The organism is Roseateles subflavus (assembly GCF_030285365.1).
GTDB classification, from domain to species: Bacteria; Pseudomonadota; Gammaproteobacteria; order Burkholderiales; family Burkholderiaceae_C; genus Roseateles_B; species Roseateles_B subflavus.
In genome coordinates this window covers 118,294-145,161 of record NZ_JASVDS010000002.1, presented here as the reverse complement: position 1 = coordinate 145,161, position 26,868 = coordinate 118,294, and the positions used below count along the sequence as shown (strand labels likewise).

The following is a 26,868-nucleotide window of genomic DNA, read 5'->3' as shown; positions in this document are numbered from 1 at the left end:
CCGGTGGCTCAGAGCAGTCGGCACTCCTAGAGAGACTCGGCAAACATAAGATGGGCAAGGCATGCTTGTATTTCAGGCGCCTCGAAGACCTTGATCAAGGTGTGTTGGAGCGATTGGTCATGGGGTCCCTTTCTGAACTCAATAGGCGTTATGGTTGAGACCGCCATGCCTAACCAATCTATGCAGCCGACGGAATCGCTACGCGGTCCCGCGGCTGATATCGAACGTTAGCCGTCCCATGTCACCACTTGCAGTGCTTGGCATAGTCGCCGCTTCGACTGCCGCATTGGCTTTGGCGGTGGTTCTTGTGCGCTTCAATCGCAAACGGCTGTGCGTTGCGCGTTGTGCTGCAACGCTTACACCAGAGCAACTCGAGCGCATCTATTCGCTTGTCGAGCAAACCGGAACTACCGCCGCCAACGGCTATGTCTTGGCTCGTACAAACAAGGCGACCACCGAAACGAGATGCCTTGTACCAATTCCAAAGGAACTGCCTCAGTTTCCCTGGGCCGGGAGAGTCGTCGAGGCCACGGTATCCAACACAGTCGAACTCCAGTTCGTTGAGGCCACAGCCTTCGAGCCCTCCCTCTTGGGTCATGTGTATCGCCCGGTGCAAGTCCCTCGCCATGCAACGAAGAGCTCGACCAAGGAGAGAAACACGTTCTCACCAGAACGGTACGTTGCCGACAGTGCAGCGTTGTCGGTGGCTTTGAGCACCGTATGCCCGAAGTACCCGACCGAACTGCTGTCCTACCTCTTGTGCGTCGGCAGGGAGAGCTTCGAGTTCGAACCCATCGATCAAGCTCGCATCGGTACGAGTCCGGCATGGGTCCAGGATCCTGAGCACCAGATTTGCGATGAGTGCCAGAAAAGAATGCATCTCGTCCTGCAACTGCCTGGCACGCTCATTAGCCGGAAGGCCTTCCACAGGGGAACGTTTTACCTCTTCGGCTGCGTCACGCATCCAGACCGAACCAAGACTCTCGGGCAGTTCACGTGAAGACGGCCACCCCTTCCATCGAGATGGGATGTCCCAGGGCTAGCGCCCTCGGTCGCCCCTCATGTACAACGTTGGGCAGCACTAGATGCAGCTTGATCGACCTTCTTGGGCAGTTCGTGGAATCCGATGCCAGTGCTGCGCCGGGCAGGGTGCACTTTGCTTTTTGGCGTGTCCCAATTGCAAGGCTGTGGTGCTGGTATGCGATGAAGTATGAGTGAGAGCACGCTGCCCAACCCGTCATCGCAGCCGACCTGCTCCAGCTTCGCTGGATGGTCGGCTGAATTCCAACGTTAGACACCATGAATCCAATTCTTGACGCCGCCAGCGCGTGGTTCTTTGATTCGGCGAACCATGCCTTGAATGGTTCGCTTGAGGTCAACCTGGTCGAAGGCATCAAAGGCGCTGAGCGCCAGTACGTCGAAGTCGGTGAAGATCGCTTGGGGCCGTACTTCCCGGTCACGGTAGAACCGAGCAGCCGATGCGTGCTTGTGGTGTTCCCTGCATGCCGGGCATTCTTCATTTACGACGAATCACTAGATCAACCGGATCCTGAGCTAGAGAAGCAGGAGGGGCGGGTTCTCTTTGAGGCGGTGTCGTCGTCCTTCCGGGCCTTTGCCGAGGCGCGAACGACAGTCGCCGCGCTAGAAGATTCGCCAACTCTAGAGTTTGTGCTGTGCTGCGAGGACAGGATCATCCACGTGCTGGCCAGCTCCTCGCCAACCGTCCATCTATTGAACCGGGCACCAGATCTGCAAGTCGAGAGAACCCAAACATGGTCTGCCAGCTAGTCGTGGCGCCGCAGGGATCTCACCAGTCGCTCGAGCCGACTCGCGTCGGCAGGCCGCCGCTCGCGGCTCAGCTTCGACGTCAGGGCTACATGAAGCCACTGTGGTTTATCGCACTAATGGCAATTGCCTGCGCTAGCTTTGCGGCTCAGCGAGATGCATGGATGCGCGAAATTCCGAATGAACTCCGCCCGCGTGGGGACGCTCTGCGACTTTCCGCATCTCGGATTGCTGAGATTCCGGCATCGAAGCTGCAAAGCGCGCAGGAGCGCTTGGCTGCGGTCTCGATCAGCGAACTGAAGCAAGAGTACGAAGTCGTCGCTTTCGCGCCGGCCCAGTTTTCGTGCCCTCGTGGTGAGCGGACATTCTTGGTTCGCGCCCTATACGAATATGGAGAGCGCGGTCTTTGGGAGGTCATTCCTCATGGCAGCGATTTGCTGATCCGGAACTCCGCGCCTGGCCCCGCCGCACCAACTCATCGATCTGCCCTGGTCGTGTGTCTGCGTTCGAAGCCAGCCAATGTCTACGTTGAGGTGCATGGTGCAATGTAGGACTAAGCAGTCGCTCGAGCCAACTCGCGTCGGCAAGTCGCCGCTGGCGGCTCCTCTTCAACGTTAGGCATCGAAGATGGATCAGACGCTTCTTCAAAGAGTTCTCGATGGAGACCCAGAAGCCAAAGCCCAATTCGGAGGTTCGGAGCATTGCGCCGTGATCGATTGGCGCGACGGGGCACCAGAGATCGTCGATGCCGTTGCGTCGTTCCTGCCTGATGGCCACCTAGTGATCGGGCGTTTGACGGAACGCTCTTGCGAGTTGGTCGTGCAAGGCAAACCGCCAATCCTGGCTGAGCTGTCTTCCAAGGCAGCACAAGAGCAACTTCTCTTTTGCATCGGCAACGCCATTGCGCCTGAGTATGAACTTCGACAGTTCAGACCGATGGATGGTGACAGCTACTCGATATTCGTCGCGCCGCGCTCTGTGTGGGCCGGTATTGATAGCGAGCATCCTCGAGCGGCAGAGCGGCTATTTCTCAGTGCGCAGAGGCTTGCTGCGTACTGCAGCAAGGGCTTCTTGGCCCGGATGCTTAGTCGTCCTTGAGCGCGCGACCTCACCACTCGCTCAAACGGACCTGCAAGGGCAGCGCCCGCACACAGCCCCCCCCCCCGGCCGGCATGGCCGGACCGGCGACCGTCGCGCCGGGCGAAGCCCACGAGCCTGCAGCCGTGGGCTTTTTTCGCTTTCGCACCGGACCTCGCTCCCGCGAAGGGGCAGCGCCCTGGCCACCTCACTTGGCGCTTCGCAAGCCGCCTCCGCGGAGCACCGCCAACGGGCCGGCCGCCTGACGCTCAGGCCGCCTGCGCTTCCCGGGCCGGCTTGCCGCGGGCGAAGAAGTCCGGGGCCAGCAGGCCCGGAGCGCCCCGGCGCGGGGCATGGCCGATCAGCACATCCGCCAGGGCATCGGCGATGGGCAGGCCCGGGTGCTGCTCCAGCCACATGAACTCGCCGGCCGGATTGAGCTCCAGGAACACGTGACGGCCATCGGGCGTCAGGATGAGGTCGATCGCGCCGTAGTTGAGGCCGAAGGCATCCATCAGTGCCAGCAAACGGGACTGGATGTCGGCGGGCAGCGTGTGGTGTTGCCAGTCCTGGAGCATGCGCCGACCGTCGCGCCGCCAGTCGGTGCGGGCACGCTCGTGGGCCTGGGAGTCGATGGCCGCGGCAAAGATCTGCTCGCCCACGATGGTCACCCGCAACTCCAGGGCCTTGGGCACCAGGGCCTGGAAGGTCATGGGGCCGTGCCGCAGGGCGTCCAGGTGATCCAGGTCTTCCGGGCGGATGCGGTTGGTGAACATCACCTTCTCCTGCCCCTGCTCGTAGATGGCGAAGGAGCTGAGCATCTTGCCCACGATGCCCTGCGGGTGCGACGCGAAGAACTCGCGCACGGCGGCCGGATCATTGGTGGAGAGGCTGTCGGGAATCTCCAGACCCAGGTGGGCGGCGGTCTTGAGCTGCAGCTGCTTGTGGTCGGCCCGGCGCACCTTCTCGTAGCCATCGAGCTGGAAGCAGTCCAGGCTGTGCAGCAGCCCCAGCACCTGGGCGCGGCTCTCCTTCTGCGCCGCTTCGCGGTAGGCACCGGGCACGGTGTCCGGAATGCCGCCGCCGATGCGCAGCCGGCGGTAGTAGCAGGCCTGCAGCTCGGCCATGTCCAGCTGCCCCTGGGGCGCTGTCAGCAGCAAGGTCTGCTGCCGGCTGTCAGCGTGCAGGCTCAGCTGCACGGATGAGGGAAAGAGATCGGTGTCGAAGCACCAGGCCGTGGCGCCTCGGGCCTTCAGGGCCCGCGTGATCAGGGGCGTGCAGTGGTGGTCGCGGGAATGGGTGACGATCAGGACATTCATGGCATCAGGCATCAGGCAAGGACGCAGGGATCAGGCCCTGGGCGCGTCCGTGGAACTCGGAGGGGCGTCGGTCAGCAGGGCCTCGGCCAGCGCGTCGGCAATGGGCAGGCCCAGGTCGCGCTGCAGCATGCCCCATTCCCCGCAGGCATTGACCTCCAGGAAGACCCAGTCGTCATCCGGGGTGTGAATGAAGTCGGCAGCGCCGTACCGCAGCCCCAGCCGGCGCATCAGGGCCAGCAGCCGCGCGGCCACCGCATCAGGCAGTTGGGCAGGCGTCCAGGCCAGGCCGGTCTGGGGCCGCCAGTCGTCCACACGGCCGGTGCCGGCCTGCGGACGGATCGCGCCGCAGAACAGGCGGTCGTCGACGGCGATCACCCGCAGCTCCTCGGCCTTGGGGATGCGCTCCTGGAACAGCGGCGGGCACAGCGTCAAGCCGCGGTCGTCGCGGAGATCGGCCGCCTCGATGACCGTGGTGTAGAGATTGCCCGCCCCACCGCCCATGCCAGGCGCCAGCACGGTCTGCATCTTCATCACCACGCCCGATGTCTGGCGGGCGTGGAAGGCGCGCACTTCGTCGGGGTCGTTGCTGCACAGCGTCTGGGGCACACGCAGGCCGGCCTCGCGTGCCAGGCGCAGCTGGCGCAGCTTGGCACCGGCGCGCTCGACGTCCGCCAGGCCGTTGACCCAGCGAGCGCACTCCAGCCGGTCCCACAGCGCACGCAGGACGTGGCGGCACTCCTGGAGGCAGGACGCCTGGAAGCGCGCCTCCACAGCATCGCCCAGGGCCGGCGGCTGCAGCTGGCGCAGCCACACGGCCTGCACCGCCTCCAGGGCATACGTCTGACCCTGCAGGCGCAGGAATCCGGCTTCTTCGTCACGCGACTGACGCAGGCCCAGCTGCCAGTCCAGCGGAAAACGGTCGGTGTCCACGCGCAGGGGCTGAGCGCCCCGCTGCCGCAGGGCATCGGCGACCCAGTCCACGGTCGTGTGGTCGGCCGCGTGGGTCAGCAGGAGAACAAGAGGCGGCACATCGATTCCAGGCAGGCCAGCGAAACCGCCCCGCTCACCCGAGGGCCAGCGAGGCGGGCTTCGAACGCGGGCGCCGCTCCCGAAGGCGCGGCGCTTCCGGGGGTCAGACCTCGTTGCCGAGGTGGTCGTCGCCGTCAGAGGGGTACTTCAGGGTCACGACGACGTCGTCCTTGATCGGGCTGGTGGTGGTCGCAGCAGCCGACTGGGTCTCGGGCAGGTGATCATCCCCATCGGAGGGGTACTTCAGGGTGTGCTGCGGCTCGTCCAGGGTCTTGGACGTGGCAGAAGCGCCACCGCTGACGGCTTCCAGCTCCTGGGCTTCCAGGAAACGGGCAAAGAAAGGCAGTTTGTCGGACATGGTTCATTCCTCCATCGGTTGCTGATTCAGCAGCTGCCACAGGACCTCCCGATCCCGGCGTGACAGCCGCTGCGCATCATAGAAGGGCATGCCGCCCTTGATAACCGTTATTCCTCAGTGCCAACCCCGATATGCGGCGAGGATCGCCCAGTCACTGCAACAAAAAAAAGGGCAGGCCGCCAGGCCCGCCCTCTTCATCATCCTGACACACCCGGCTCGCGCCGAGAGGCAGGGTCCGCCGTCAGCGCTGTGCGCGCAGCTCCGCCGCGGCACCACCGCCCAGCGTCTTGTAGAGCTGGACGCCCGACTGCAGGGCCGCCAGGCGCACCTGCAGCGCGGCCTGCTGTGCCGCGAAGCTGGCGCGCTGCGCATCCAGCAGCTCAAGGCTGCTCGAGGCGCCGTTGGCGAAACGCAGCTCGACGAGGCGCAGACGCTCGGCCTCCGCCGCGGCCTGGGCCTCCTGGGCGCGCAGCTGCTCGGTCAGCGTGCCGCGGGCGCTCAGCGCATCGGCCACTTCGCGGAAGGCCTGCTGGATGGCCTTCTCGTATTGCGCCACGGCGATCTCGCGGGCGGCCTGCGTGGCCTTGAGGTTGGCGCTGTTGCGACCGGCATCAAAGATGGGCATCAGCGCCTGGCTGGCGAAGCTCCAGGCCGTGTTCTTGAACAGGCCCGACAGCTCGGAGCTGGCGCTGCCGATGTTGGTGCTCAGCGTGATGCTGGGGAAGAAGGCGGCGCGAGCGGCGCCAACATTGGCTTCCGCCGCCACCAGCTGGGCCTCGGCCTGGCGCACATCCGGACGATCCAGCAGCACGCTCGACTTCAGGCCGGCGGCCAGCGGCGCCAGGGCCTGGCTGGCCAGCGGCGAGCCGGCCGGCAGCTCCTGCGGCAGCGGCTGACCCAGCAGCAGCACCAGGGCGTTCTCGTCCTGGCTGCGCTGACGCTGGGCCTGCGCGACGGCCGCGCGGGCCGCCTCCAGCGCCGAGAGGGCGCCCTGCAGTTCCAGGCTCGAGGCCGCCCCCTGGTCGAAGCGCAGGCGCGTCAGGCGGTGGCTGTCCTCGCGGCTGGCGAGTGTCTTGCGGGCGTAGTCCAGCAGCGCGTCGTCCACCTGCAGCGCATAGTGGGCCGAGGCCACACCGGCGATCAGGCTCAGCTGGGCAGCGCGGGCGCCGTCCTCGCTCGCGAGGTAGCGCGCCTGGGCGGCGTCGCTCTGGTTGCGCAGCTTGCCCCACAGGTCCAGCTCGTAGGCCGTCACCTGCAGGCCCGCCTGGTAGTTGGCGGTGATGGTGTCGTCCTTCGCGTTGGGCACGCGGCTGCTGGTGAAGCCGGCGGCCACGGTGGGCCAGCGGTTGGCATCGCTCACGCGGGCCAGCGCCGCGGCCTGGTCCACGCTGCGCAGCGCCACGCGCAGGTCGCGGTTGTTGCGCAGCGCGATGTCCACCAGCGATTGCAGGCGGGCGTCGGCATAGAAGTCCCGCCAGGCGGGCAGGGTCAGGTCTTGCGCGCCCGCCGCGCCCAGCTGTTCCGCCACCGGCAGTGCCGGGCGTTCATGCTGGGGCGCGAGGTTCACGCAGGCCGTCAGCGCGGCCAGGGCCACGACGCTGAGGCCGAGGCGCACTCGAGAAAATTGAGTCTGATTCATATCGCTTGCTCCGTTGCTCGCGCAACTCCTCGCAGGGCATCTCGCCGACCGAGTGACCTCCGAGGATCCGGCTTTGCCGGTCCTGCGGAGGTGCCCCCTTGGGGGGGCCGGCGAAGCCGGTAGGGGTGGGACATCAATGCCCTTCGGCGGCATGGCCGATGCCATGGGCATGTTGCGCATCAAAGGCCTTCTGGCGCTCGCTCGGCTTGACCAGCTTGCGCACGACCAGGAAGAACACCGGCACGAAGAGCACCGCGAGCACCGTGGCCGAGATCATCCCGGACATCACACCCGTGCCGATGGCCCGCTGGCTGGCGGAACCGGCGCCGCTGGCGAACACCAGGGGCAGCACGCCCAGGATGAAGGCCATGGAGGTCATGATGATCGGGCGGAAGCGCAGGTGGCAGGCCTCGAGGATGGCCTCGACCAGCCCCCGGCCTTCTGCCTGCAGGTCCTTCGCGAACTCGATGATCAGGATGGCGTTCTTCGCCGAGAGGCCGATGATGGTGATCAGGCCCACCTTGAAGAAGACGTCGTTGGGCATGCCGCGCATCGTGGCCCCCAGCAGCGCACCCAGCAGGCCCAGGGGCACCACCAGCAGCACGGCGAAGGGGATCGACCAGCTCTCGTACAGCGCGGCCAGGCACAGGAAGACGGCCAGCAGCGAGAACACCAGCAGCACGGTCGCCTGCGAGCCGGAGAGCTTCTCCTCGCGGGACATGCCCGTCCACTCGTAGCCGATGCCCGGCGGCAGCTGCGCCACCATCTTCTCCAGCTCGGCCATGGCCGCGCCGGTCGAGGCGCCGGGGGCGGCGTCGCCGGCCAGGCGCATCGCGGGGTAGCCGTTGTAGCGCACGGCCTGCATCTGGCCCGTGATCCACCGGGTGGTCGCGAAGCTGGACAGCGGCACGCTCTGACCCTTGTTGTTGACGACGTTCAGGCGCAGGAGGTCATCGGGCTGCATGCGGGCGCCGGCCTCGGCCTGCACCACGACACGCTGCAGACGGCCGCTGCTGGGGAAGTCGTTCACATAGGCCGAGCCCAGCTGGGTGCCGATGACGGTGCCCAGGTTGTCGAAGCTCACGCCCAGGGCGTTGGCCTTGTCGCGGTCGATGTCGAGCTGCAGCTGCGGCGCATCTTCCAGACCGTCCGGGCGCATACCCGTGATGATCTTGCTCTTGCTGGCCATGCCCATCAGCTGGTTGCGGGCGTTCAGCAGGGCCTCGTGCCCCAGGCCGCCGCGGTCCTGCAGACGCAGGGCGAAGCCGGTGGCCGTGCCGAGCTCGGGGATCGGCGGGGGCGAGAGCGGGAAGATGAAGGCGTCACGCACGGCCATGAAGGCACCGAAGGCCCGGCCGGCGACGGCCTGCGCGCTGTGCTGCGGGCCCTTGCGCTCCTCCCACGGCTTCAGCGGCACGAACACCAGCGCGGCATTCTGGCCCTGGCCCGAGAAGGAGAAGCCGATCACGCCCACGGTGTTCTGCACCTCGGGCTGCTTGAGCATGAAGTCCTCGACCTGCTTGACGGCAGCCTCGGTGCGGTTGGCCGTGGCGCCCGGAGGCAGCTGCACGTTGACGATCAGGTAGCCCTGGTCTTCATTGGGCAGGAAGGAGGTCGGCATGCGCAGGTAGACCCAGCCCACGGCGGCGATGACGGCCACGTAGGCGATCAGCATGCGGCCGCTGCGCTTGAGCAGCTTGCTCACCCAGCTCTCGTAGCCCTTGGCCGTGGCCGAGAAGCCGCGGTTGAACCAGCCGAAGAAGCCGCTCTTGGCATGCGCCTCGCCCTGCTTGACCGGACGCAGCAGCGTCGCGCACAGCGCGGGCGTCAGGCTCAGCGCCATGAAGGCCGACAACAGCATGGACGCCACCATCGCCAGCGAGAACTGGCGGTAGATGTTGCCCACGGAGCCGGAGAAGAAGGCCATGGGCACGAAGACCGAGACCAGCACCACGGTGATGCCGATGATGGCGCCGGAAATCTGCCCCATCGCCTTCTTGGTGGCCTCCAGCGGCGAGCGCCCTTCCTCGTTCATGATGCGCTCGACGTTCTCGACCACCACGATGGCGTCATCGACCAGGATGCCGATGGCGAGCACCATGCCGAACAGCGTCAGCACGTTGATCGAGAAGCCCATCCACAACATGATCGCGAAGGTGCCCAGCAGGGCGATCGGCACGACGATGGTCGGGATGAGGGTGTAGCGCCAGTTCTGCAGGAACAGGAACATCACCAGGAACACCAGCACGATGGCCTCGATCAGCGTCTCGACGACCTGCTCGATGGAGATCTTCACGAACTTCGAGGAGTCGTAGGGGATCTCGTAGACCACGCCTTCGGGGAAGAAGCGCTGCAGCTCGACCATGCGGTCCTTGACGGCCTGCGCGGAGGCGAGTGCGTTGCCGCTGGGCGAGAGCTGGATGCCGATGCCGGTGCTCGGCTTGCCGTTCAGGCGCGAGTAGGAACCGTAGCCCTGCCCGCCCAGTTCCACGCGGGCGACGTCCTTCAGCCGCACGGTCGAGCCGTCGGCGCTGGCGCGCAGCACGATGGACTTGAACTGCTCGACCGACTCCAGCTGCCCCTTGACCACCACGGTGGCGGACATGGTCTGCGTGCTCAGGTTGGGCAGCTCGCCGATCGAGCCGGCCGGCACCAGGGCGTTCTGCGCGCGGATGGCGGCATTGACCTCGGCGGGGCTGACGTTGAAGGACTGCAGCTTGGCCGGATCCAGCCAGATGCGCATGGCCCGCTCGGTGCCGAACAGCTGGGCCTGGCCGATGCCGGGCAGGCGCTGCAGCTCGGGGATGATCGAGCGCGAGGCGTAGTCACCCAGTGCGATCGGGTCCATGCTGCCGTTCTTGCTGGACAGCGTGACGAAGAGCAGGAAGTTGTTGCGGGCCTTGTCCACGCGCACGCCCTGCTGCACCACCGAGGTGGGCAGGCGCGGGGTGGCGCGCGAGAGCCGGTTCTGCACCTCGACCTGCGCGAGGTCGATGTTGGTGCCGGGCTCGAAGGTCACCGTGATGGCGCCGGTGCCGTTGGCCTGCGAGACGGACTCGATGTAGGCCAGGTTGGGCGAGCCGTTGAGCTCCTGCTCCAGCACGGAGATGACGCTTTCGTCCAGGGTCTGGGCGGAGGCGCCGGGATAGGCGGCGCTGACCACCAGGGAGGGCGGCGCCACCGTGGGGTACTGCGCCACCGGCAGCTTGGTGATGGACACCGCACCGAACACCAGGATGAACAGTGCGATCACCCAGGCAAAGATCGGCCGGTCGATGAAGAAGCGTGACATGCCTTCTCCTTGGGATCAGTGGGCCGCCGCGGATGCCGACGAGGCCGGCGCTGCCGCTGCAGCAGGGGCCGAGGCGGCACCGCCCGGCGCCCAGGGCACCGGCGACACGGGCGCGCCCGGCACGAACATCTTCTGGAAGCCGTCGACGATGACCTGCTCGCCCGGCTTCAGGCCATCGAGCACCACCCAGCTGCTGCCCTGGGCGCCGCCGAGCTTGACGGGGCGGTTCTCGGGCTTGTTGCCCTCGCCCACGACCATGACGGTGTCCCCCTGCGTGCCGCGCTTGACACCCTGCTGGGGCACCAGCATGCCGGCCGGCATCTCACCCTGGGCGAGACGCACGCGCACGTACTGGCCGGGCAGGAGCTGGCCCTGCTCGTTGGGCAACTCGGCGCGCAGCAGCACCTGGCCGGAGGTCGGGTCGACGCTCAGGTCGGTGAACAGCAGCTTGCCGGGCTTGGCGGCCTCGGTGCCGTCATCCAGCACGGCACGGACCTGGGCGGCGGCGCCGTCCTTGCCGGCGGCGCGCAGCTGGCCCGAGGCGAGCGCGCGGCGCAGGCCCTGCACTTCATTGGCACTCTGGGTGAAGTTGACGTAGACCTTGTCGGTCTGCTGGATCAGGGCCAGCTGCGTGGCCTCGGCGGCGCTCACCAGCGCACCTTCCGTCACGAGGGCGCGGCCGATGCGACCCGAGATGGGGGCGCGCACGCTGGCGTAGTCCAGGTTCAGGCGGGCGGTCTGCACCGCGGCCTTGGCGGCGGCGACATCGGCCTCGGCGGCCTTGGCGGCAGCGACCGAGCTGAGGTATTCCTGCTGGCTGATGGCCTTGGCCTCGACCAGCGGCTTGTTGCGCTCGGCCTGGGCCGACGCCTGGCTGACGTTGGCCTGGGCCTTGGCGAGTTGCGCCGTCGCGCTGTCCAGGGCCGCCTGGTAGGGCGCGGGATCGATCTGGAACAGCGGCTGGCCTTCCTTCACCAGAGCGCCTTCAGTGAACAGGCGCTTGAGCACCACGCCGTTGACGCGAGCCCGGACCTGGGCGGTGCGCAGGGCCTCGACACGGCCGGGCAGCTCCACCTGCAGCGTCACCGCCTGGGGCTCGGCCTTGATGACGCCGACCTGGGGAGGCGGCATGCCGCCAGGCCCACCCTGGGCACCGGCCTGGCCGCCGCCACAGCCCACCAGGGCCGCGGCGAGCGCCACCGCGAGAGGCAGCAGATACAGGGCACGCGCCCCGGGGGAGATCGACAAATGGGAGGCCGTCACGGCGGCCGTCTTGTGATGGGACATCACGGGCAGTCCTTTCTGGGGCAATCACAGCCCCCAGTGTCGGAGGCAGCAAACACAAAACTGTCAGGAGTGCTGACGGCGCAGCAGGCGCCATCGCGGCAGGCGGCATGCCGCAGCATCTTGCTGCAGATCAAGCCTCATGGCCACGACGAAAAAGGCGGGGCTTTTTCGACAACAGTGCGGCACAGTATACATACATTCGTGTATGTATGTTTGCAAAGCCTGATCTACAATGCGCCCACCATGGTCCGCAAAACCAAGCAAGAAGCCCTCGAAACCCGCCATCGCCTGCTCGATGCGGCGGAGCAGCTCTTCCATGAGCGCGGCGTCTCCCGCACCTCGCTGCAGGACATCGCCACGGCCGCCGGCGTCACCCGCGGGGCGGTCTACTGGCACTTCGAGGACAAGGTCGAGCTCTTCACGGCCATGATGGACCGGGCCACCATGCCGCTCGAGGAGGGTCTGCTCCCCCGCGAGGGCGCGGACGTCCCGCCCACGCTGTCGGACCTGCGCTGGGGCCTGCTGAACGTCTTCCACACCTGCAGCCACAGCGAGCGCACCCGACGCGTCTTCGAGATCGCGATGAAAAAGGTCGAGTTCAGCGGCGAGATGCAGGCCCTGCACGCCCGCAAGCTCGCCAACCACCGCGCCTGGCGCAGCCAGAACGAGGCCTGCTTCCAGGCCGCCCAGAAGGCCGGCCAGCTGCCCGCCACGATGGACACCGCCGCCGCCGCCATTGCCCTCGTCGCCCTGGTGGACGGGCTGATCCACCAGTGGATCATGGACCCCAGCGCCTTCGACCTCATGGCCATGGGCGAGGCCGCCATCGAGGTGTTCATGAACAGCCTGATCCAGGACGGCGCCCCGCTGCTGCCGCCCGTCAGCCCCGAGGAACGCGCCCGGCTGGGCACCCAGGCCATCTGCCGCCCCACGGACAGCGGGCTGAACATCGCCACGCCCAAGGACTGAGACGCCCGGCCCGCCGTTCAAAAGGCGGGCGCCCGCGCCAGATTCACGCCCTCAATCTCCCGCATGGCATGGGGCCATGCACCGCACCCGGGATTGACCCACGACAATAGTGGGTTGCCCGCAATCGAAGCCCCGATGTCCTCCCACGCCACCGTCACCCCGCCGAAGCCCGCCAAGACCTTGAGCGGCTACAAGCCCTTCTGGGCCAAGCGCTTCGGCCCGGCCCCCTTCCTGCCCATGAGCCGGCAGGAGATGGAGCAGCTCGGCTGGGATTCCTGCGACATCATCATCGTCACCGGCGACGCCTACGTGGACCACCCCAGCTTCGGCATGGCGGTGATCGGGCGGACGCTCGAGGCGCAGGGCTTCCGGGTGGGCATCATCGCCCAGCCGGAATGGAACTCGGCCGAGCCCTTCAAGGCCCTGGGCAAGCCCAACCTGTTCTTCGGCGTGGCCGCCGGGAACATGGATTCCATGATCAACCACTACACCGCGGACCGGAAGATCCGCAGTGACGACGCCTACACCCCCGGCGGTGAGGCCGGCAAGCGACCCGACCGCGCCAGCCTGGTCTACACGCAGCGCTGCCGCGAGGCCTACAAGGACGTGCCCGTGGTGATCGGCGGCATCGAGGCCTCGCTGCGCCGCATCGCCCATTACGACTACTGGCAGGACAAGGTCCGCCGCTCGGTGCTGGTCGACTCCAAGGCCGACCTGCTGGTCTACGGCAACGCCGAGCGCGCCATCGTCGAGATCGCCCACCGCCTGGCGCGCCGCCAGCCCATCGAGTCGATCACCGACGTGCGCGGCACCGCCTTCATGCGCCACCCGGACGATCCGGCGCTCGCCGGCTGGTTCGAGCTGGACTCCACCCACGTGGACGCCCCGGGCCGCATCGACGAGATCCTCAACCCCTACGCCACGACCGAGGAAACGGCCGAGGCCAAGGGCGCCAGCTGCGCCAAGGCGGAAGGCGATGCCGGCGCGAAGCCGGACGCGGCCGTGCCCGCCGTGCAGCCGATCCAGATCGTGCGCCGCACCGTCTCGCGAGAGGACGGCCGCGCCGTCACCACCCCGCGCGATCGCACCGTGATCCGCCTGCCTGCCTTCGAGCAGGTCAAGAGCGACCCGGTGCTCTACGCCCACGCCAACCGCGTGCTGCACCTCGAGACCAACCCCGGCAACGCCCGCGCGCTCGTGCAGCGCCACGGTGAGCGCGATGTCTGGCTGAACCCGCCGCCCCTGCCCCTCTCGACGCCCGAGATGGACCTGGTCTTCGACCTGCCCTACGCCCGCAGCCCGCACCCGCGCTACGCCGACGAGAACGGCAGCCACGACCACGGCACCAAGATCCCGGCCTGGGAGATGATCCGCTTCAGCGTGAACATCATGCGCGGCTGCTTCGGCGGCTGCACGTTCTGCTCCATCACCGAGCACGAGGGCCGCATCATCCAGAGCCGCTCGGAGGACTCCGTGATCCGCGAGATCGAGGAGATGCGCGACAAGGTCAAGGGCTTCACCGGCATCGTCTCCGACCTCGGCGGCCCCACGGCCAATATGTACCGCATCGGCTGCAAGTCCCCCGAGATCGAGGCGGCCTGCCGCAAGCCCAGCTGCGTCTATCCGGGCATCTGCCAGAACCTGAACACGGACCACGGCCCCCTGATCAAGATGTACCGCCGCGCCCGCGCGCTGCCGGGCGTCAAGAAGATCCTCATCGGCTCGGGCCTGCGCTACGACCTCGCCATCCAGAGCCCGGAGTACATCCAGGAGCTGGTGACGCACCACGTTGGCGGCTACCTGAAGATTGCGCCGGAGCACACCGAGTCCGGCCCGCTGTCCAAGATGATGAAGCCGGGCATCGGCACCTACGACCGCTTCAAGCAGCTGTTCGAGGCCGCCAGCGAAGCCGCGGGCAAGAAGCAGTTCCTCATTCCCTACTTCATCGCCGCCCACCCGGGCACGGCGGACGAGGACATGATGAACCTGGCCGTCTGGCTCAAGCGCAACGGCTTCCGCGCCGACCAGGTCCAGACCTTCTACCCGAGCCCCATGGCCACGGCGACGGCGATGTACCACTCCAGCAAGAACCCGCTGAAGAAGGTCACGCGAGACAGCGAGGCCGTGGACATCGTGCGCGGCGAGCGCCGCCGCCGCCTGCACAAGGCCTTCCTGCGCTACCACGACCCCAACAACTGGCCCCTGCTGCGTGAGGCGCTCCAGGCGATGGGCCGCGCCGATCTGATCGGCAACGGCAAGCATCACCTGATCCCGACCTACCAGCCCGCGACGGACGGCAGCTACCAGAGCGCGCGCCGCAAGAACTCGACGCCCACGGGCGTCAAGACCTCGGTGGCCAAGCCGCTGGCCAAGGCCGCAGCCCACGGCAGTGCCAGCGGGCGTGCCGGTGCGGCAGGCTCGGCTCCGCGCAAGGGCCAGCTCCTGACCCAGCACACCGGCCTGCCGCCCCGCGTGACGGGCAGCGCCAAGCCGGGTGTCAGCCGCACCGCCGGGGTCAAGGCCGCCGCGCCCCAGGGGCCCGCTGGCGCCCGGCCGGCCGCACGGCCGCCGGCCAAGGCGGGCGGCCGCCCGCCGGCAACGGGAAGTGCGCGCCCGGGCAGCAAGAAGCCTCGCTGAGCTTGCCCGGACGTCGCGCCGCGGCCGCGCGCCGCCGGCTCAAGGCTGTACGGGGGACCCCTCGCTCGGCGCTGCTGCCGAGGGGTCGGGGGCCTGGTCCGCGGTCGATCCCGCGCGTGCCGCAGCCGACGATCCAGCCGATGATCCAGCCGACGGTGCCGCCTCGCGCGGCCAGCTCTGCCACAGGCCGTAGGCACTGCGGGCCAGCTTGAGCATCGGCAGCCAGCGGCGCCAGCGACGGCCGACCGAGCGTCCCGCCAGCCCGGCCAACACGCCGAGCCCCAGGGAGGTCCAGCGCCCCGCCGGTGCCTCGTTCCAGGCCCGCCAGCGCCGCCAGGCGCCGAGGCCGAGGTCGCCGACCGCCAGCACGGGCTGCAGGCGCGCGGCATCGGCGGCCAGTTCCGCCCGCAGTTCCGCCTGCCGCAGGCGCAGCTCGAGCTGGCGCTGCTTCAGGGCCAGCTGGCGCGACTCAAACATCCGGCCCTCCGCGCAGCAGCGCGCGGTCCCGCTGCAGCTCCGCCAGGCTCTGCTCGAAGAGACCGCTCGGGGCGGCCAGCTTCGCCAGGGCCCAGCGCCAGGCCAGGAAGGCGCCGGCCCCATAGGCCAGCGCCAGGGCCAGCGCCACCAGCCACTGCCAGGGCGCCGGCATCAGCCAGACCAGGGCCAGGCTCAGCAGGCCAAGGCCGACGGCTCCGAGCACCAGGCACAGCAGCAAGCCGGCCAGGCCGGAGAAGAGGCGAAGCTTCTCGGCCTCCCACTCGGTGCCGAGCAGCGCGAGGCGCAGCTGCAGGCTCTCCAGGACGCGGTCGAGGCTGCGGCGCAGCTGCGCCTCCAGGCCCGGCTGCGGGGGTGGGGTCGAGGGATCGGCGTCCACGGTCATGGTCGATTCGGGCCGGCGGCGGCCGCGGGTGGGCAGGTCCTGCATTGTGCGCCGCACACAGGAAGCGCCGGCGAGGCTGTGGCGTGCAGGACGCAGCCCGACGCCAGGGCGGCCCGGACAAACCCTGAAGCACCCCCGTCCCTGGGACGATCCCGGGGCTCAATCCGCTTTGCAGCCCCCGGGCTTTGCGACATAGTCCGGCCTATGCGGTCTGTCGACACCTTGCCGAATGCGGCACAACTCCACGCGCCACGGGCGCCGGAAGCGGGGCCTTCGCGTGTAAGCTCAGGCCAGCCGTCGTTGCATGCTGCCCAACCAGGCTGCTCCGCCCATGCCGGGACTCGGGGCGGGCAGCTCAGCGACATCGTCTCCGTCGTACAGGATCCGCTTCATGCCTGAGAACCACAGCCTGGCACCTGCATCCGGCGTCCCCGAGGACGACGATGACCTGCTTGAGTTTCTGGACGGCCCCGAACACCACGACGAGCACGAGGGTGCCAGTGACCTCCCGCCCTGGCGCATCCTGATCGTCGACGACGACGCCGACGTCCACAAGGCCACCGAGCTCGCCATGCAGGGCCTGCGCGTCGAGGGCGTGCCGCTGAGCTTCCTGCATGCCGACTCCGCCGCCGCCGCCCGCGACATGCTCTCGCGCGAGCCCGATCTCGCCGTCGTGCTGCTGGACGTGGTGATGGAGTCCGAGGATGCCGGCCTGCAGCTGGTGCGCTTCATCCGCGACGAGCTCAAGCTGCGCGCCGTGCGCATCGTGCTGCGCACGGGCCAGCCGGGCTACGCGCCCGAAATCGAGACCGTCCAGTCCTACGACATCAACGACTACAAGACCAAGTCCGAACTGACCCGCACGCGGCTGTACACCGTGCTGACGGCCGCCATCCGCTCCTACCGCCAGATCCGCGCACTCGAGTCCAACCGCAAGGGGCTGGAGCTGATCGTCGAGGCCAGCACCGAGCTGAGCCGCATGCACGGCATCAACCGCTTCGCCGAGGGCGTCGTCACGCAGCTGTGCGCCCTGCTGGGCATCCTGCCCGAGGGCCTGGTCTGCGCCCACATGAGTGGCGACGAGCGCCAGCCGCCGCGCGTCATCGGCGCCGCCGGCCAGTACAGCAGCCTGATCAACTCGCCGCTGAGCGCCGTGAAGGTCACCCGCATCCGCGAGATGCTGGAGCGCTGCCTGCAGGAGAAGCGCAGCCTCTACGAGGACGTCACCTGCCTCTACTTCGGGCTGAGCGACGGCCGGGCCATGGCGGCCATGGTCGACGTCGGCCGGCCGCTGGAGGAGCTGGACCAGCAGCTGCTGCGCGCCTTCTGCTCCAACATCGCCGTGGGTTTCGAGAACGTCGTGCTCTATGGCCAGCTGCTGGACCACGCCTACAACGACCAGCTGCTGCACCTGCCCAACCGCACCCGCTTCATCGAGGTGCTCGAGCAGAACCTCAAGGCGCCGGAGGGCGTGACGCTGGCGCTGATCGACCTCGACGACTTCGCCGAGATCAACGACGCCTTCGGCCATCGCTTCGGCGACCAGGTCCTGCAGGCCGTGGTGCAGCGCATGAGCGACCAGCTCGGCTTCAACACCTCCATGGCCCGCATCTCCTCCGATGCCTTCGGCCTGCTGGGTCCGGAGGCACTGGTCAACGGCGACCGCATCGGGGCCCTGTTCGTGGATCCCTTCATGGTCGCGGGCGAGCGCCTGCAGCTCTCGGCCACGACGGGCCTGGTCCGGCTGACCGACTCCGAATCCATCGGCTCCGAGCTGCTGCTCGATGCCCAGATCGCGCTCAAGCGCGCGAAGGTCCAGCATCGCGGGTCCTCGCAGTATTTCTCCTCGGCCATGGGCGTCGATGCGCGCGAGCGCTTCAAGCTGCTCAAGGGCCTGCGCGCCAGCTTCGAGGAGCGGCGCCTGTTCGTCGTCTACCAGCCGCAGGTGGACCTGGCCACGGGCCGTCCCATCGCGGCCGAGGCGCTGCTGCGCTGGCGCACGGCGGAGGGTCAGTTCGTGCCGCCGGACCAGTTCATCCCGCTGGCCGAGCAGTCGGGGCTGATCATCAGCATCGGCGACTTCGTGCTGCGCACGTCCTGCCACCAGGTCCGGCGCCTGATCGACCAGGGTCACCAGGACTTCCGCATCGCGGTGAACATCTCGCTGGCGCAGTTCCGCCACCCGAGCTTCATCGACACGCTGAAGGCCGCGCTGGCCGACGCCGGCATCCGGGGCAGCAGCCTGGAGCTGGAGATCACGGAATCGATGGCCATGGAGGACATCGCCACGGTGCTGCGCGTGCTGGCGGACATCCGCGAGACGGGCGCCTCGGTGGCCATCGACGACTTCGGCACCGGCTTCTCCTCGCTGAGCCAGCTGCGCCAATTGCAGGTGGAGCGCCTCAAGATCGACCGCGCCTTCGTGCGGGAAGCCCAGCACTCCAGCGCCGGCAGCACCATCGCGCAGATGGTGGTCAACCTGGGCTGCGGCCTCGGCATGCGCGTGATCGCCGAGGGCATCGAGACCGAGGAGCAGCGCCAGCAGCTGCTGGCCCTGGGCTGCCACGAGGGCCAGGGCTGGCTGTTCGCCAAGCCCATGCTCTCGGATGACCTCGAACGCTGGCTGAGCGAGCCTCGCTGAGCCCGTGCGGGCATCGGCGGCGCCCCCGGCACGCACCGGGGGCCGACGGGCCTGACGGCCCGGCTCAGCGTCTCGCGATCAGCAGTCCCAGCAGCAGGCCGATCCCCGCCGCCACGCCGATCGCCTGCCAGGGCTTCTCGTGCACATAGGCATCGGCGGCCTTGGCCTTCTCGACGGCGCTCGCCTGCAGCTCCTGCAGACCGCGCCGGGCACGCTCCAGCGTGGCCTGGGCCTTCGCCCGCAGCTCTGCCGAGCCCGCACCGCCCTGCTCCGCCGTGGCCCGCAGCAGGGACTCGGCCTCCGCCACGACGGCATGCAGATCTGCCATCAGGCGGTCCTTCTGACCTTGACTCATGTCGCTCATCGTCAGCTCCTCGTGAATCCCGTGGGACCGTGTTTGTACACCCGCCGGCGGTCGGGCGTCAGCCCCAGGCCGCTGCGCCGGCAGGGCTTCTTGTCCTGACGCAAGGCCGGTGCCGGCCGTCAGAGGTCCAGGCGGTAGCCGACGCCGTAGACCGCGCTCAGCGGCTCCTGCGGCGGCGTGAGCTGGGCGAGCTTGCGGCGGATGTTCTTGATGTGGCTGTCAACGACGCGATCGCTGACATCGCGGAAGTCCTCGTGAAGCTGCTCGAGCAGCTGCGCACGGCTGAAGACGCGCCCGGGCTGCCGCAGCAGCAGTCGCAGCAGGCGGAACTCCAGCGGCGTCAGCGGCAGCAACTGGCCCTGCCAGTAGAGGCGCTGACCGGCCTCGTCCACCGCGTAGCCGCCCTCCAGCGCCGGCGGCCCGCCGACGGCCAGACCCGGCAGACGCCCCTGCGCGCGGCGCAGCAGTGCCTTCACGCGGGCCACGGCCTCGCGCGGGCTGAACGGCTTGCACAGGTAGTCGTCCGCCCCGAGCTCCAGGCCGAGCAGGCGATCGAGCTCGTCCACCCGCGCGCTGATCATCAGCACCGGCAGGGCCGAGAACTGCCGCAGCTCGCGGCACAGGCTGAGCCCGTCCAGGCCCGGGAGCATGAGGTCCAGCACCAGCAGGTCGGGCGGCGACTGCCGCAGCCGCTCGAGTGCCTGCGCGCCGTCACCAAGGACCTCGGTGGTGTGGCCGGCGGCCTGCAGGTAATCGGCCAGGAGTGCGGCAATCTTGGCCTCGTCCTCGACGATGAGGATGCGGGCGGCGGCGGGACTCGGGATCGAGGTGTTCATGCGGGATCCTTCAGCTGGGGCGTCGCGGGCAGGCTCAGGCACTGCGCCAAGCCGCCCAGCGGCGAGGCCTCGGCTCGCAGGCTGCCGCCATGGCTCTGCGCCAGCGCACGGGCGATGCTCAGGCCCAGGCCGCTGCCGCCGCTGGCCCGGTTGCGCGAGGCCTCGGCGCGAAAGAGCGGATCGAAGAGCTGCCGCCGCTGCTCGGGCGGCAGGCCCGGCGCGCTGTCCTCGACGACGATCTGGACCGCGTCACCGCGGCGGCGCGCGCGCAGCAGCACGCGCCCCGGCGCGTCGGTGTAGCGCAGGCTGTTCTCCAGGAGATTGCCCAGCAGCTGGGCGATCCGGTCCCCGTCCCAGTGCGCCGTGCCCAGCGCGTCGTCCAGGTCCAGCAGCAGCTGCAGACCCTTGGCACGCAGGCGCTCGTCCACGCGCTGCGCGGCCTGGCGCAGCAGCGCGGTCACGTCCACCGGCTGGAACTGGCAGGGCAGGCGCCGCATGTCCGACACGGCGAGCAGGTGGAAGTCCTCGATGAGGCGGTGCAGGCGCTGCACCTCGTCCTGCAGCGAGGCCAGCGCGCTGGCACTCCAGGGGCGCACGCCGTCGGCCAGGGCCTCCAGCTCGCCTCGCAGGATGGCCAGCGGCGTGCGCAGCTCATGCGAGAGCTGGGCGATCCAGCGACGGCGCTCGGTGTCGGTCTGCTGCAGGGAGGCGGCCATGACATTGAGGTCGCGCATGAGGGCGCCGATCTCGTCCTCGCGGTCCTGCGGCACACGCACGGCCAGCTCGCCCTGGGCCATGCGCCGCGCCGCCCGCTGGGCCTGCTGCAGCGGCCGCAGCCAGCGCTGCGCCACCCCGTAGGCCAGGGCCAGGGCGACGAGCAGGCTCAGCCCGGCAACGGCCGCGATGCCCAGGGTCTGGCGCCGCAGGAACTGCACATCGAGCGCATCATTGACCTCGCTGCGGTCAGCCAGGAAGAGGTAGGCCTGGGTCTCGCCGTCGCGCTTCAGGGCCCGGCGCTGGCCGGGCTGCTGGAGGGCTTCGGGCCGCCCCGCCAGCCAGGCGCCCTGGGCATCGAGCAGCACCAGCCGCTGCCCCAGCCGGGCCGGATCCCGGGGTGGTCGCGGCGGGCGGGGCGGCGCCGGCAGGCCCTGCGGCGGGCGGGGGCGCAGCAACTGCCGGTCCGCGCCCGGCGGCTCGGCGGGTGGCGGCCCCGGGGTCTCGGGATCGCGCCGGGGCGGTTCGTCGACCGGGGGCTCGACGTCGAACTGCGGGTTCGTGCTCTCCAGCCACTGGTGCAGGGTCTGGCGCAGCTCGCGGTGCGAGCGGCCCGGCAGGCGGTGCAGGTCCGCCTCGGCAACGCGCATGAGGCGGTCCAGCACCAGGCCGTCCTGGACGCGCAGGTAGTCGCTGAAACCACGGCGCAGGTTCCAGACCTGCAGGCTGGCCATGGCGCCCACGGCCAGCAGCACGGTCAGCGCCATCAGCAGGGCGAGCTGGTGCACGAGTCGCAGTCGCAATCGCAGGGGCGCAAGCATGGCGCGATCTTAGGCGGGCCACCGCGCCGAAATGTGGAGGCGCCCTCCACAGTTTCTCCATGCTCGCTGCCCAATCGACGCGCAGGCTGGAGGCCTTGCAACACTCCAGGAGCGCTCATGCCCACCTTCGCCTCCCGGCCCTCGCGCCGCCTCGCCTCGCTGGCCCTGCCCCTGCTACTCGCCCTGTCGTCCCCGCTGCCGGCGCGAGCCCAGCCGGCCGCCCCGCCCCCGCAGCTGAATCCGCAGGGATCGCCGCCCCAGCCGCCGGCCCGGCGCTGCGGTCCGCCCCCGGAGGCACCGCAACCGCCACCGCCGCCGCGGCTGTCACCGGCGCAGCACCAGCAGCATCTGCAGGACGCGTTGTCCCTGAACGCGGAGCAGGCCCGCCAGCTCGGGGCGCTGCTGCACCAGGCCCACGAGCAGCATCAGCCACCGGATGAAGCCGCGCTGGCCAAGCTTCTGACGCCCGAGCAGCGCCAGCGCCTGCGTGCGATGCGCCCGCCGCGCCCGGAGCGCCCGCCCCAGCCCCCGGGCCACGAGCCGCAGAGCCTCCCCGACTGCGCTCGCCCTGGCGTTCCTTCGAACGCCGCCTCGCACCCCGCCCGCTGAATCCCGCGCCGCCCCGACAGGAGACCGCCATGCGCCCCTTCCCCATCCCCTCTGCCCGCCGTCGTCCCGCCCTGCTGACCTGGCTGACGCTGAGCACCGCCTTGCTGGCCGCCTGCGGGGGCGGCTCGGGCAGCGCCGGCACCCCGCCGGACGTGACCGCCAGCGCGACCAACGACAGCGCCGCCAGCACCGCCGCGCTGACGCAGGCCACCGCGGTGCGCCCGCCGCCGCCAACGCTCGCCAGCGTGGGCCAGCAGCTCTTCAACGAGCCCCGTCTGTCGGCCAGCGGCCAGCTCTCCTGCGCCGGCTGCCATGCCGCGGCCCAGGCCCATGCCGACAAGGCCGGCACCTTCCTGCCTGTCGGCGGTGTCCTCATGAACCAGCAGGGCCTGCGCAGCAGCCCCAGCCTGCGCTACCTCAACGGCACGCCGGCCTTCAGCATCGACGCGCAGGGCCGGGCGCACGGCGGCCTGTTCTGGGACGGGCGCGCCAATGACCGCATCGCACAGGCCCGCGGACCGCTCTTCGCCGCGAACGAGATGGCCAATGCCGATGTGCCGAGCTATGTGCGACGCCTGCGCACGGTGAGCGCCTTCCCGGCGCTGCTGCAAGCCAGCGGCCTCACCGCCGCCGCGACCGATGCCCAACTGCTGGACGCCAGTCTGCAGGCCCTCGCCCGCTACCAGCAGCAGGACCCGGACTTCGCGCCCTTCAGCAGCAAGTTCGACGCCGTCCAGGACGGCCGCGCCACCTTCACCGCCCAGGAGGCCCGCGGCTTCGCGGCCTTCACCGACCCGCGCCGGGGCAACTGCGCCGCCTGCCACAGCGCCACGCCGCCGGCCAACGCGCCGGCCGGCGCGCGCGCGCTCTTCACCAACCACGCCTATTTCGCGCTGGGGGTGCCGCGCAACCAGAGCGCGGCCACACAGAACCCCGCCTTCTTCGACCTGGGTCTGTGCGGCCCGCAGCGCACGGACCTCGCCTCGCAGCCGAGCCAATGCGGCCGCTTCCGGGTGCCCAGCCTGCGCAATGTGGCGCTGAGCGCGCCCTACTTCCACAACGCCCGCTTCCAGACCCTGGAGGAGGTGGTGGGCTTCTACGCGACACGCGACGTGGACCCGGCGCGCTGGTATCCCGTCGTCAACGGCCAGGTGCAGCGCTACAACGACCTGCCGGCGGCCTATCAGGGCAATGTGCACCGGGGTGCGCCCTTCGATCGCCGGCCCGGCCAGTTGCCGGCGCTCAGCCCGCAGGACGTGAACGACATCGTCAGCTTCCTGAAGACGCTCAGCGACGGCTACTCGCCCGCGACGCCCGCGACCCCGCTCTGACGGCCGCAGCTCCGCCCGGCAACGGCACGGGGCCCGTCACGCCGGAGGCGCCGCTCAGACGTCCGGCGTCGTCTTGCCGCCGTCCTTGGCGTCCTTGGCCGCCCGGGCGGCGGCGGCACGGCGGGCGCGCCAGGCCTTCACGGCCTGCTGGCACTCCTTGGCGCGCTCCAGCCATTCGCCGAAGACGCGCTCGGCCGTGCACAGCGCCCAGGTCCGCAGGCTCGACCGGTACAGCAGCAGGTGGCCCCGGTTCTCGATGCGGTTGGACGACTGGTGGCTGTGCGCAGGCGAGCTGTAGCCCAGGTCGATGGCCGTGAAGCGCCCTTCGCTGCTCAGGTCCTCGATGGCCATGTACAGGATGGACGTGCCCACCGAGAAGCGCAGCATGGCCGGATCGGTCAGCACGTTGTGCAGGTGCAGCGTCGAGCCGAACTGCGTGGCCACCAGCGCGGCGACCGGCACACCGTCGGACTGCAGCACATAGCAGCGCAGCAGGCCCAGGCGCGCCATCGCCAGGAACTTCTCGGGAGAGATCAGGACGGAGCGGACTTCGGCCGTGGCCATGCGCTCGATGGCCGCCATCAGCACGTCCATGCCCTCGGGCGAATCGATGCGCGTCAGTGCCAGCGGCGCATGCTCGCGCAGCAGCCGGACCTGACGCTTGAGGTTGTAGCGGTGCTTGCTGCCGAACTGCGCCAGGTAGGCGTTGAAGTCGCCCGGCAGCGGAATCTTGTGGCACTCGCGCCAGCCATGCAGCACGCAGGCCCCCAGACCTCGCGCCTGGCGGGTCACCGCCTGCAGGCCCGCCCAGGTGCTGGCCTCCTGCGACATCGCCGGCAGGGACAGCGCCCCCACGCGAGGGCGCTCTGCGAAGAGAAAGCGCACCATGCTCTCGAGCACGGCCGGGGACTCGTCCCCCAGCACCGCGCTGCCCATGACCGTGCCCACGTGCAGCGCGCCCAGCTTCAGGCGCCAGTGCCGCACCTGCAGCCCCATGGCGAGATCGCGGTAGCGGATCGGCGTCAGCGCCAGCAGACGGCCATCGGCGGCATCCCGGACGGTGAGGATCTCCACCTCCATGGGATCCTGGCTGGTCGCCCGGATGTACTGGATGAAGGCGGGGGACTGGTAGATGGGCTCGGGGCCGTGGCTGTGGGCCAGCAGCGCCTGCCACTCCTCGATGAAGGCCGGATCCAGCTCGCGGTCGGTCTCCCACTGCACGCGATGACGCTGCAGCCCCAGGACCTCGCCCGACGCCGGCTGGCGCCGCCCGGACGGCGCTGGCACGGCCTGCGCAGGCGCGTCCGCTCGGCACACCGAGGTGCCGGCTTTCGCCCATGACATGTCGACCTGTTTCAGCACCCTTGCCATACCCGTTGACTCTTCTGCACGCCCGCCGATCCCGTTCGATCGAGCGGCGACTCCCCTGATTGACCAGGCCGCCCCCGCCGCGTCCATGAGCCGGAAACTCGTGTTCTGCAGGGGCGACACCGTCAAGACATCTCCGAAACAATCAGAAACGTCTGAACAGCGGCGCGATGATAGGCGGCCTCGGGGGGGGTTCGGAGCAGTCTGACGCCCTTGCCCTCCATTCAGGGGGACGGGGATTCGTGCAGGCTTGCACACTTGATGCCGGAACGCGCCGAAGCAGCGTCCGGCGGCTCCGGCGCCTGTTCATCGGGGTCCTGCCGAGGGCGGCCGCCGGCGCCATGAGAAAAGCCGGGCGAACCCGGCTTTGCGCAAGGAAAGACAAGCTGCTCAGGGCAGCAGGGCATCCGCGGCCAGGTAGTCGTAGCCCAGGTCGCGGGCCACGGCCTCATACGTCACCCGGCCCTGCGCCACGTTCAGGCCGGCCTTGAGGTGGGCGTTGTCCTTGAGGGCCTGGCGCCAGCCCTTGTCCGCCAGCGCCACGGCATGGCCGATGGTGGCGTTGTTCAGGGCAAAGGTGGAGGTGCGGGCCACGGCCCCCGGCATGTTGGCGACGCAGTAGTGCACCACGCCGTCCACCAGGAAGGTGGGTTCGGCGTGCGTCGTGGCGTGCGAGGTCTCGAAGCAGCCGCCCTGGTCGATGGCGACGTCCACCACGACCGCGCCCTTCTTCATGCGCGAGACCATGTCGCGCGTCACCAGCTTCGGCGCCGCGGCACCGGGGATCAGCACGCCACCGATGACGAGATCGGCGGCCAGCACGGACTCCTCGACGCTCTGGGCATTGGAGTACAGCGTGGTGATGCGATTGCCGAAAACCAGGTCCAGCTGGCGCAGGCGGTCCACACTCTTGTCGAGCACCGTGACACGGGCGCCCAGGCCCACGGCCATCTGCAGCGCATGCGTGCCGACCACGCCGGCGCCGATGATGGTGACCTGCGCGGGCGCCACGCCGGGCACGCCGCCCAGCAGCACGCCCATGCCGCCCTTGCTCTTCTCGAGATGGGCCGCCCCCGCCTGGATGGACATGCGGCCGGCCACTTCGCTCATCGGGGCCAGCAGCGGCAGGCCGCCGCCCGGGCCGGTGATGGTCTCGTAGGCGATGCAGATGGCGCCGCTCTTGACCAGGGCCGCGGTCTGCTCGGGATCCGGCGCCAGGTGCAGGTAGGTGTAGAGGATCTGGCCTTCGCGCAGCATCGCGCATTCCTGCGGCTGCGGTTCCTTGACCTTGACGATCATGTCGCTCTGGGCGAAGACCGTCGCGGCGTCCGGCGCGATCTGGGCGCCGGCGGCGACGTACTGCTCATCGCTCAGCCCGATGGCGGCGCCGGCCTGCGTCTGCACCAGCACGCGGTGACCTCGGCTGGTCAGCTCGCGCACGCTGGCCGGCGTCAGGCCGACGCGGTACTCATGGTTCTTGATTTCCTTCGGGCATCCGATCTGCATGGCTTGTCTCCTTGTTTTGGCCCGTGAGCCGTGGTTCTGAAGCCATGGGTTGTACGACCGCCGCCCGGCCCCCCGCAAGCGCCATTCACGGATCTCGGCCCCTATTAGCCGCGCTTATGGCGCAGCGCAGCATGGCCCTGCGCACTCAGCCGCAGGCAAAGGACTCGATCTGCAGCACGCCGCTGTCCAGCTGGCGCGCCTGGACGGTGAGCCGCTGGCCGAGCAGGGCCTCCAGCACCTCATCGCGGAAGTCGTTCCCGCCCAGACGGCGCACAGGCAAGACCTGCCCCCCATCCAGGCGAAGCACCAGGCCCTGCCGTTCGCTCTTGCTGCCCGCGGCAAGGTGGCGGCGCTCGATCACGCCGGTCCAGGTCTTGACAGGATGGCCCATGCCGGCGCCCGCCGT

Annotated in this window: 22 protein-coding genes; 8 read left to right on the top strand and 14 right to left on the bottom strand. The window is 69.2% G+C overall.

What is annotated here, in order from left to right:
- Positions 1-238: 238 nt before the first annotated feature.
- From QRD43_RS06420 to QRD43_RS06410, 3 genes are all read left to right on the top strand, one after another.
- A complete protein-coding gene (locus tag QRD43_RS06420; protein ID WP_285981668.1) occupies positions 239-1,000 on the top strand; it encodes a hypothetical protein in 762 nt (253 codons plus the stop codon).
- A gap of 299 nt (positions 1,001-1,299) precedes the next feature.
- The gene (locus tag QRD43_RS06415; protein ID WP_285981667.1) at positions 1,300-1,788 is read left to right on the top strand and encodes a hypothetical protein; all 489 of its coding nucleotides are present in this window, start codon (positions 1,300-1,302) and stop codon (positions 1,786-1,788) included.
- 624 nt (positions 1,789-2,412) lie between these two features.
- Positions 2,413-2,883, top strand: a complete 471-nt coding sequence (locus QRD43_RS06410; protein ID WP_285981666.1) for a hypothetical protein — start codon at positions 2,413-2,415, stop codon at positions 2,881-2,883.
- Between the two features lie 248 nt (positions 2,884-3,131).
- On the opposite strand, the gene QRD43_RS06405 is transcribed toward QRD43_RS06410, so the two are convergent.
- The 6 genes from QRD43_RS06405 to QRD43_RS06380 form a co-directional block, all read right to left on the bottom strand.
- Entirely contained in the window at positions 3,132-4,181 is a 1,050-nt protein-coding gene (locus QRD43_RS06405) for an MvdC/MvdD family ATP grasp protein (RefSeq protein WP_285981665.1), read from the bottom strand.
- 30 nt (positions 4,182-4,211) lie between these two features.
- Positions 4,212-5,210, bottom strand: coding sequence for an MvdC/MvdD family ATP grasp protein (locus QRD43_RS06400; protein WP_285981664.1), 999 nt, complete (start codon positions 5,208-5,210; stop codon positions 4,212-4,214).
- 103 nt (positions 5,211-5,313) lie between these two features.
- A complete protein-coding gene (locus QRD43_RS06395; RefSeq protein ID WP_285981663.1) occupies positions 5,314-5,568 on the bottom strand; it encodes a microviridin/marinostatin family tricyclic proteinase inhibitor in 255 nt (84 codons plus the stop codon).
- A gap of 241 nt (positions 5,569-5,809) precedes the next feature.
- A complete protein-coding gene (locus tag QRD43_RS06390) occupies positions 5,810-7,207 on the bottom strand; it encodes an efflux transporter outer membrane subunit (RefSeq protein WP_285981662.1) in 1,398 nt (465 codons plus the stop codon).
- Positions 7,208-7,340: 133 nt separating this feature from the next.
- Complete coding sequence (locus QRD43_RS06385) at positions 7,341-10,499, bottom strand: efflux RND transporter permease subunit (RefSeq protein WP_285981661.1); 3,159 nt, start codon at positions 10,497-10,499, stop codon at positions 7,341-7,343.
- 15 nt (positions 10,500-10,514) lie between these two features.
- On the bottom strand, positions 10,515-11,786 hold the full coding sequence (locus QRD43_RS06380; RefSeq protein WP_285981660.1) for an efflux RND transporter periplasmic adaptor subunit: 1,272 nt from the start codon (positions 11,784-11,786) through the stop codon (positions 10,515-10,517).
- Between the two features lie 243 nt (positions 11,787-12,029).
- Between QRD43_RS06380 and QRD43_RS06375 the strand changes: the two genes are divergently transcribed.
- Together QRD43_RS06375 and QRD43_RS06370 are read left to right on the top strand one after the other, a co-directional pair.
- The gene (locus tag QRD43_RS06375) at positions 12,030-12,755 is read left to right on the top strand and encodes a TetR family transcriptional regulator (RefSeq protein ID WP_285981659.1); all 726 of its coding nucleotides are present in this window, start codon (positions 12,030-12,032) and stop codon (positions 12,753-12,755) included.
- Between the two features lie 135 nt (positions 12,756-12,890).
- Entirely contained in the window at positions 12,891-15,392 is a 2,502-nt protein-coding gene (locus QRD43_RS06370) for a YgiQ family radical SAM protein (RefSeq protein WP_285981658.1), read from the top strand.
- A 39-nt stretch (positions 15,393-15,431) separates the two neighbouring features.
- Here QRD43_RS06370 and QRD43_RS06365 read toward each other — a convergent pair whose 3' ends face one another.
- Entirely contained in the window at positions 15,432-15,869 is a 438-nt protein-coding gene (locus QRD43_RS06365; RefSeq protein WP_285981657.1) for a hypothetical protein, read from the bottom strand.
- Positions 15,862-16,272 (bottom strand): phage holin family protein, encoded by a 411-nt coding sequence (locus QRD43_RS06360; RefSeq protein ID WP_285981656.1) that lies wholly within the window; start codon positions 16,270-16,272, stop codon positions 15,862-15,864. The genes QRD43_RS06365 and QRD43_RS06360 overlap by 8 nt, the downstream gene beginning before the upstream one ends.
- Positions 16,273-16,663: 391 nt before the next feature.
- Here QRD43_RS06360 and QRD43_RS06355 point away from each other — a divergent pair, with 391 nt between their 5' ends.
- Positions 16,664-18,913 (top strand): putative bifunctional diguanylate cyclase/phosphodiesterase, encoded by a 2,250-nt coding sequence (locus QRD43_RS06355; protein ID WP_285981655.1) that lies wholly within the window; start codon positions 16,664-16,666, stop codon positions 18,911-18,913.
- A gap of 64 nt (positions 18,914-18,977) precedes the next feature.
- On the opposite strand, the gene QRD43_RS06350 is transcribed toward QRD43_RS06355, so the two are convergent.
- The 3 genes from QRD43_RS06350 to QRD43_RS06340 all read right to left on the bottom strand — a co-directional run bounded on the left by QRD43_RS06350 (position 18,978) and on the right by QRD43_RS06340 (position 21,648).
- A complete protein-coding gene (locus QRD43_RS06350) occupies positions 18,978-19,277 on the bottom strand; it encodes an ElaB/YgaM/YqjD family protein (protein ID WP_285981654.1) in 300 nt (99 codons plus the stop codon).
- Between the two features lie 119 nt (positions 19,278-19,396).
- Positions 19,397-20,113, bottom strand: coding sequence for a response regulator (locus tag QRD43_RS06345; RefSeq protein WP_285981653.1), 717 nt, complete (start codon positions 20,111-20,113; stop codon positions 19,397-19,399).
- On the bottom strand, positions 20,110-21,648 hold the full coding sequence (locus tag QRD43_RS06340) for an ATP-binding protein (RefSeq protein ID WP_285981652.1): 1,539 nt from the start codon (positions 21,646-21,648) through the stop codon (positions 20,110-20,112). The genes QRD43_RS06345 and QRD43_RS06340 overlap by 4 nt, the downstream gene beginning before the upstream one ends.
- 117 nt (positions 21,649-21,765) lie before the next feature.
- On the opposite strand from QRD43_RS06340, the gene QRD43_RS06335 reads away from it, so the two are divergent.
- Both QRD43_RS06335 and QRD43_RS06330 read left to right on the top strand, forming a co-directional pair.
- Entirely contained in the window at positions 21,766-22,257 is a 492-nt protein-coding gene (locus QRD43_RS06335; protein WP_285981651.1) for a hypothetical protein, read from the top strand.
- A 29-nt stretch (positions 22,258-22,286) separates the two neighbouring features.
- A complete protein-coding gene (locus QRD43_RS06330; protein ID WP_285981650.1) occupies positions 22,287-23,588 on the top strand; it encodes a cytochrome-c peroxidase in 1,302 nt (433 codons plus the stop codon).
- 54 nt (positions 23,589-23,642) lie between these two features.
- Here the strand turns inward: QRD43_RS06330 and QRD43_RS06325 are convergent, their stop codons facing one another.
- From QRD43_RS06325 to QRD43_RS06315, 3 genes are all read right to left on the bottom strand, one after another.
- On the bottom strand, positions 23,643-24,932 hold the full coding sequence (locus QRD43_RS06325; protein ID WP_285981649.1) for a GNAT family N-acetyltransferase: 1,290 nt from the start codon (positions 24,930-24,932) through the stop codon (positions 23,643-23,645).
- 414 nt (positions 24,933-25,346) lie between these two features.
- Positions 25,347-26,462, bottom strand: coding sequence for an alanine dehydrogenase (gene ald / locus QRD43_RS06320; RefSeq protein WP_285981648.1), 1,116 nt, complete (start codon positions 26,460-26,462; stop codon positions 25,347-25,349).
- Between the two features lie 145 nt (positions 26,463-26,607).
- Positions 26,608-26,853: a hypothetical protein gene (locus QRD43_RS06315; RefSeq protein WP_285981647.1), complete on the bottom strand. Its 246-nt coding sequence runs from the start codon at positions 26,851-26,853 to the stop codon at positions 26,608-26,610.
- Positions 26,854-26,868 lie beyond the last annotated feature (15 nt).

What these genes read in the sequence shown, in the direction of transcription:
- QRD43_RS06420 (WP_285981668.1), top strand. Translation starts at nt 239, where the DNA reads ATGTCACCACTTGCAGTGCTTGGCATAGTCGCCGCTTCGACTGCCGCA.
- QRD43_RS06415 (WP_285981667.1), top strand. Translation starts at nt 1,300, where the DNA reads ATGAATCCAATTCTTGACGCCGCCAGCGCGTGGTTCTTTGATTCGGCG.
- QRD43_RS06410 (WP_285981666.1), top strand. Translation starts at nt 2,413, where the DNA reads ATGGATCAGACGCTTCTTCAAAGAGTTCTCGATGGAGACCCAGAAGCC.
- QRD43_RS06405 (WP_285981665.1), bottom strand. Translation starts at nt 4,181, where the DNA reads ATGAATGTCCTGATCGTCACCCATTCCCGCGACCACCACTGCACGCCC.
- QRD43_RS06395 (WP_285981663.1), bottom strand. Translation starts at nt 5,568, where the DNA reads ATGTCCGACAAACTGCCTTTCTTTGCCCGTTTCCTGGAAGCCCAGGAG.
- QRD43_RS06390 (WP_285981662.1), bottom strand. Translation starts at nt 7,207, where the DNA reads ATGAATCAGACTCAATTTTCTCGAGTGCGCCTCGGCCTCAGCGTCGTG.
- QRD43_RS06385 (WP_285981661.1), bottom strand. Translation starts at nt 10,499, where the DNA reads ATGTCACGCTTCTTCATCGACCGGCCGATCTTTGCCTGGGTGATCGCA.
- QRD43_RS06380 (WP_285981660.1), bottom strand. Translation starts at nt 11,786, where the DNA reads ATGTCCCATCACAAGACGGCCGCCGTGACGGCCTCCCATTTGTCGATC.
- QRD43_RS06375 (WP_285981659.1), top strand. Translation starts at nt 12,030, where the DNA reads ATGGTCCGCAAAACCAAGCAAGAAGCCCTCGAAACCCGCCATCGCCTG.
- QRD43_RS06370 (WP_285981658.1), top strand. Translation starts at nt 12,891, where the DNA reads ATGTCCTCCCACGCCACCGTCACCCCGCCGAAGCCCGCCAAGACCTTG.
- QRD43_RS06365 (WP_285981657.1), bottom strand. Translation starts at nt 15,869, where the DNA reads ATGTTTGAGTCGCGCCAGCTGGCCCTGAAGCAGCGCCAGCTCGAGCTG.
- QRD43_RS06360 (WP_285981656.1), bottom strand. Translation starts at nt 16,272, where the DNA reads ATGACCGTGGACGCCGATCCCTCGACCCCACCCCCGCAGCCGGGCCTG.
- QRD43_RS06355 (WP_285981655.1), top strand. Translation starts at nt 16,664, where the DNA reads ATGCCTGAGAACCACAGCCTGGCACCTGCATCCGGCGTCCCCGAGGAC.
- QRD43_RS06350 (WP_285981654.1), bottom strand. Translation starts at nt 19,277, where the DNA reads ATGAGCGACATGAGTCAAGGTCAGAAGGACCGCCTGATGGCAGATCTG.
- QRD43_RS06345 (WP_285981653.1), bottom strand. Translation starts at nt 20,113, where the DNA reads ATGAACACCTCGATCCCGAGTCCCGCCGCCGCCCGCATCCTCATCGTC.
- QRD43_RS06340 (WP_285981652.1), bottom strand. Translation starts at nt 21,648, where the DNA reads ATGCTTGCGCCCCTGCGATTGCGACTGCGACTCGTGCACCAGCTCGCC.
- QRD43_RS06335 (WP_285981651.1), top strand. Translation starts at nt 21,766, where the DNA reads ATGCCCACCTTCGCCTCCCGGCCCTCGCGCCGCCTCGCCTCGCTGGCC.
- QRD43_RS06330 (WP_285981650.1), top strand. Translation starts at nt 22,287, where the DNA reads ATGCGCCCCTTCCCCATCCCCTCTGCCCGCCGTCGTCCCGCCCTGCTG.
- QRD43_RS06325 (WP_285981649.1), bottom strand. Translation starts at nt 24,932, where the DNA reads ATGTCATGGGCGAAAGCCGGCACCTCGGTGTGCCGAGCGGACGCGCCT.
- ald (WP_285981648.1), bottom strand. Translation starts at nt 26,462, where the DNA reads ATGCAGATCGGATGCCCGAAGGAAATCAAGAACCATGAGTACCGCGTC.
- QRD43_RS06315 (WP_285981647.1), bottom strand. Translation starts at nt 26,853, where the DNA reads ATGGGCCATCCTGTCAAGACCTGGACCGGCGTGATCGAGCGCCGCCAC.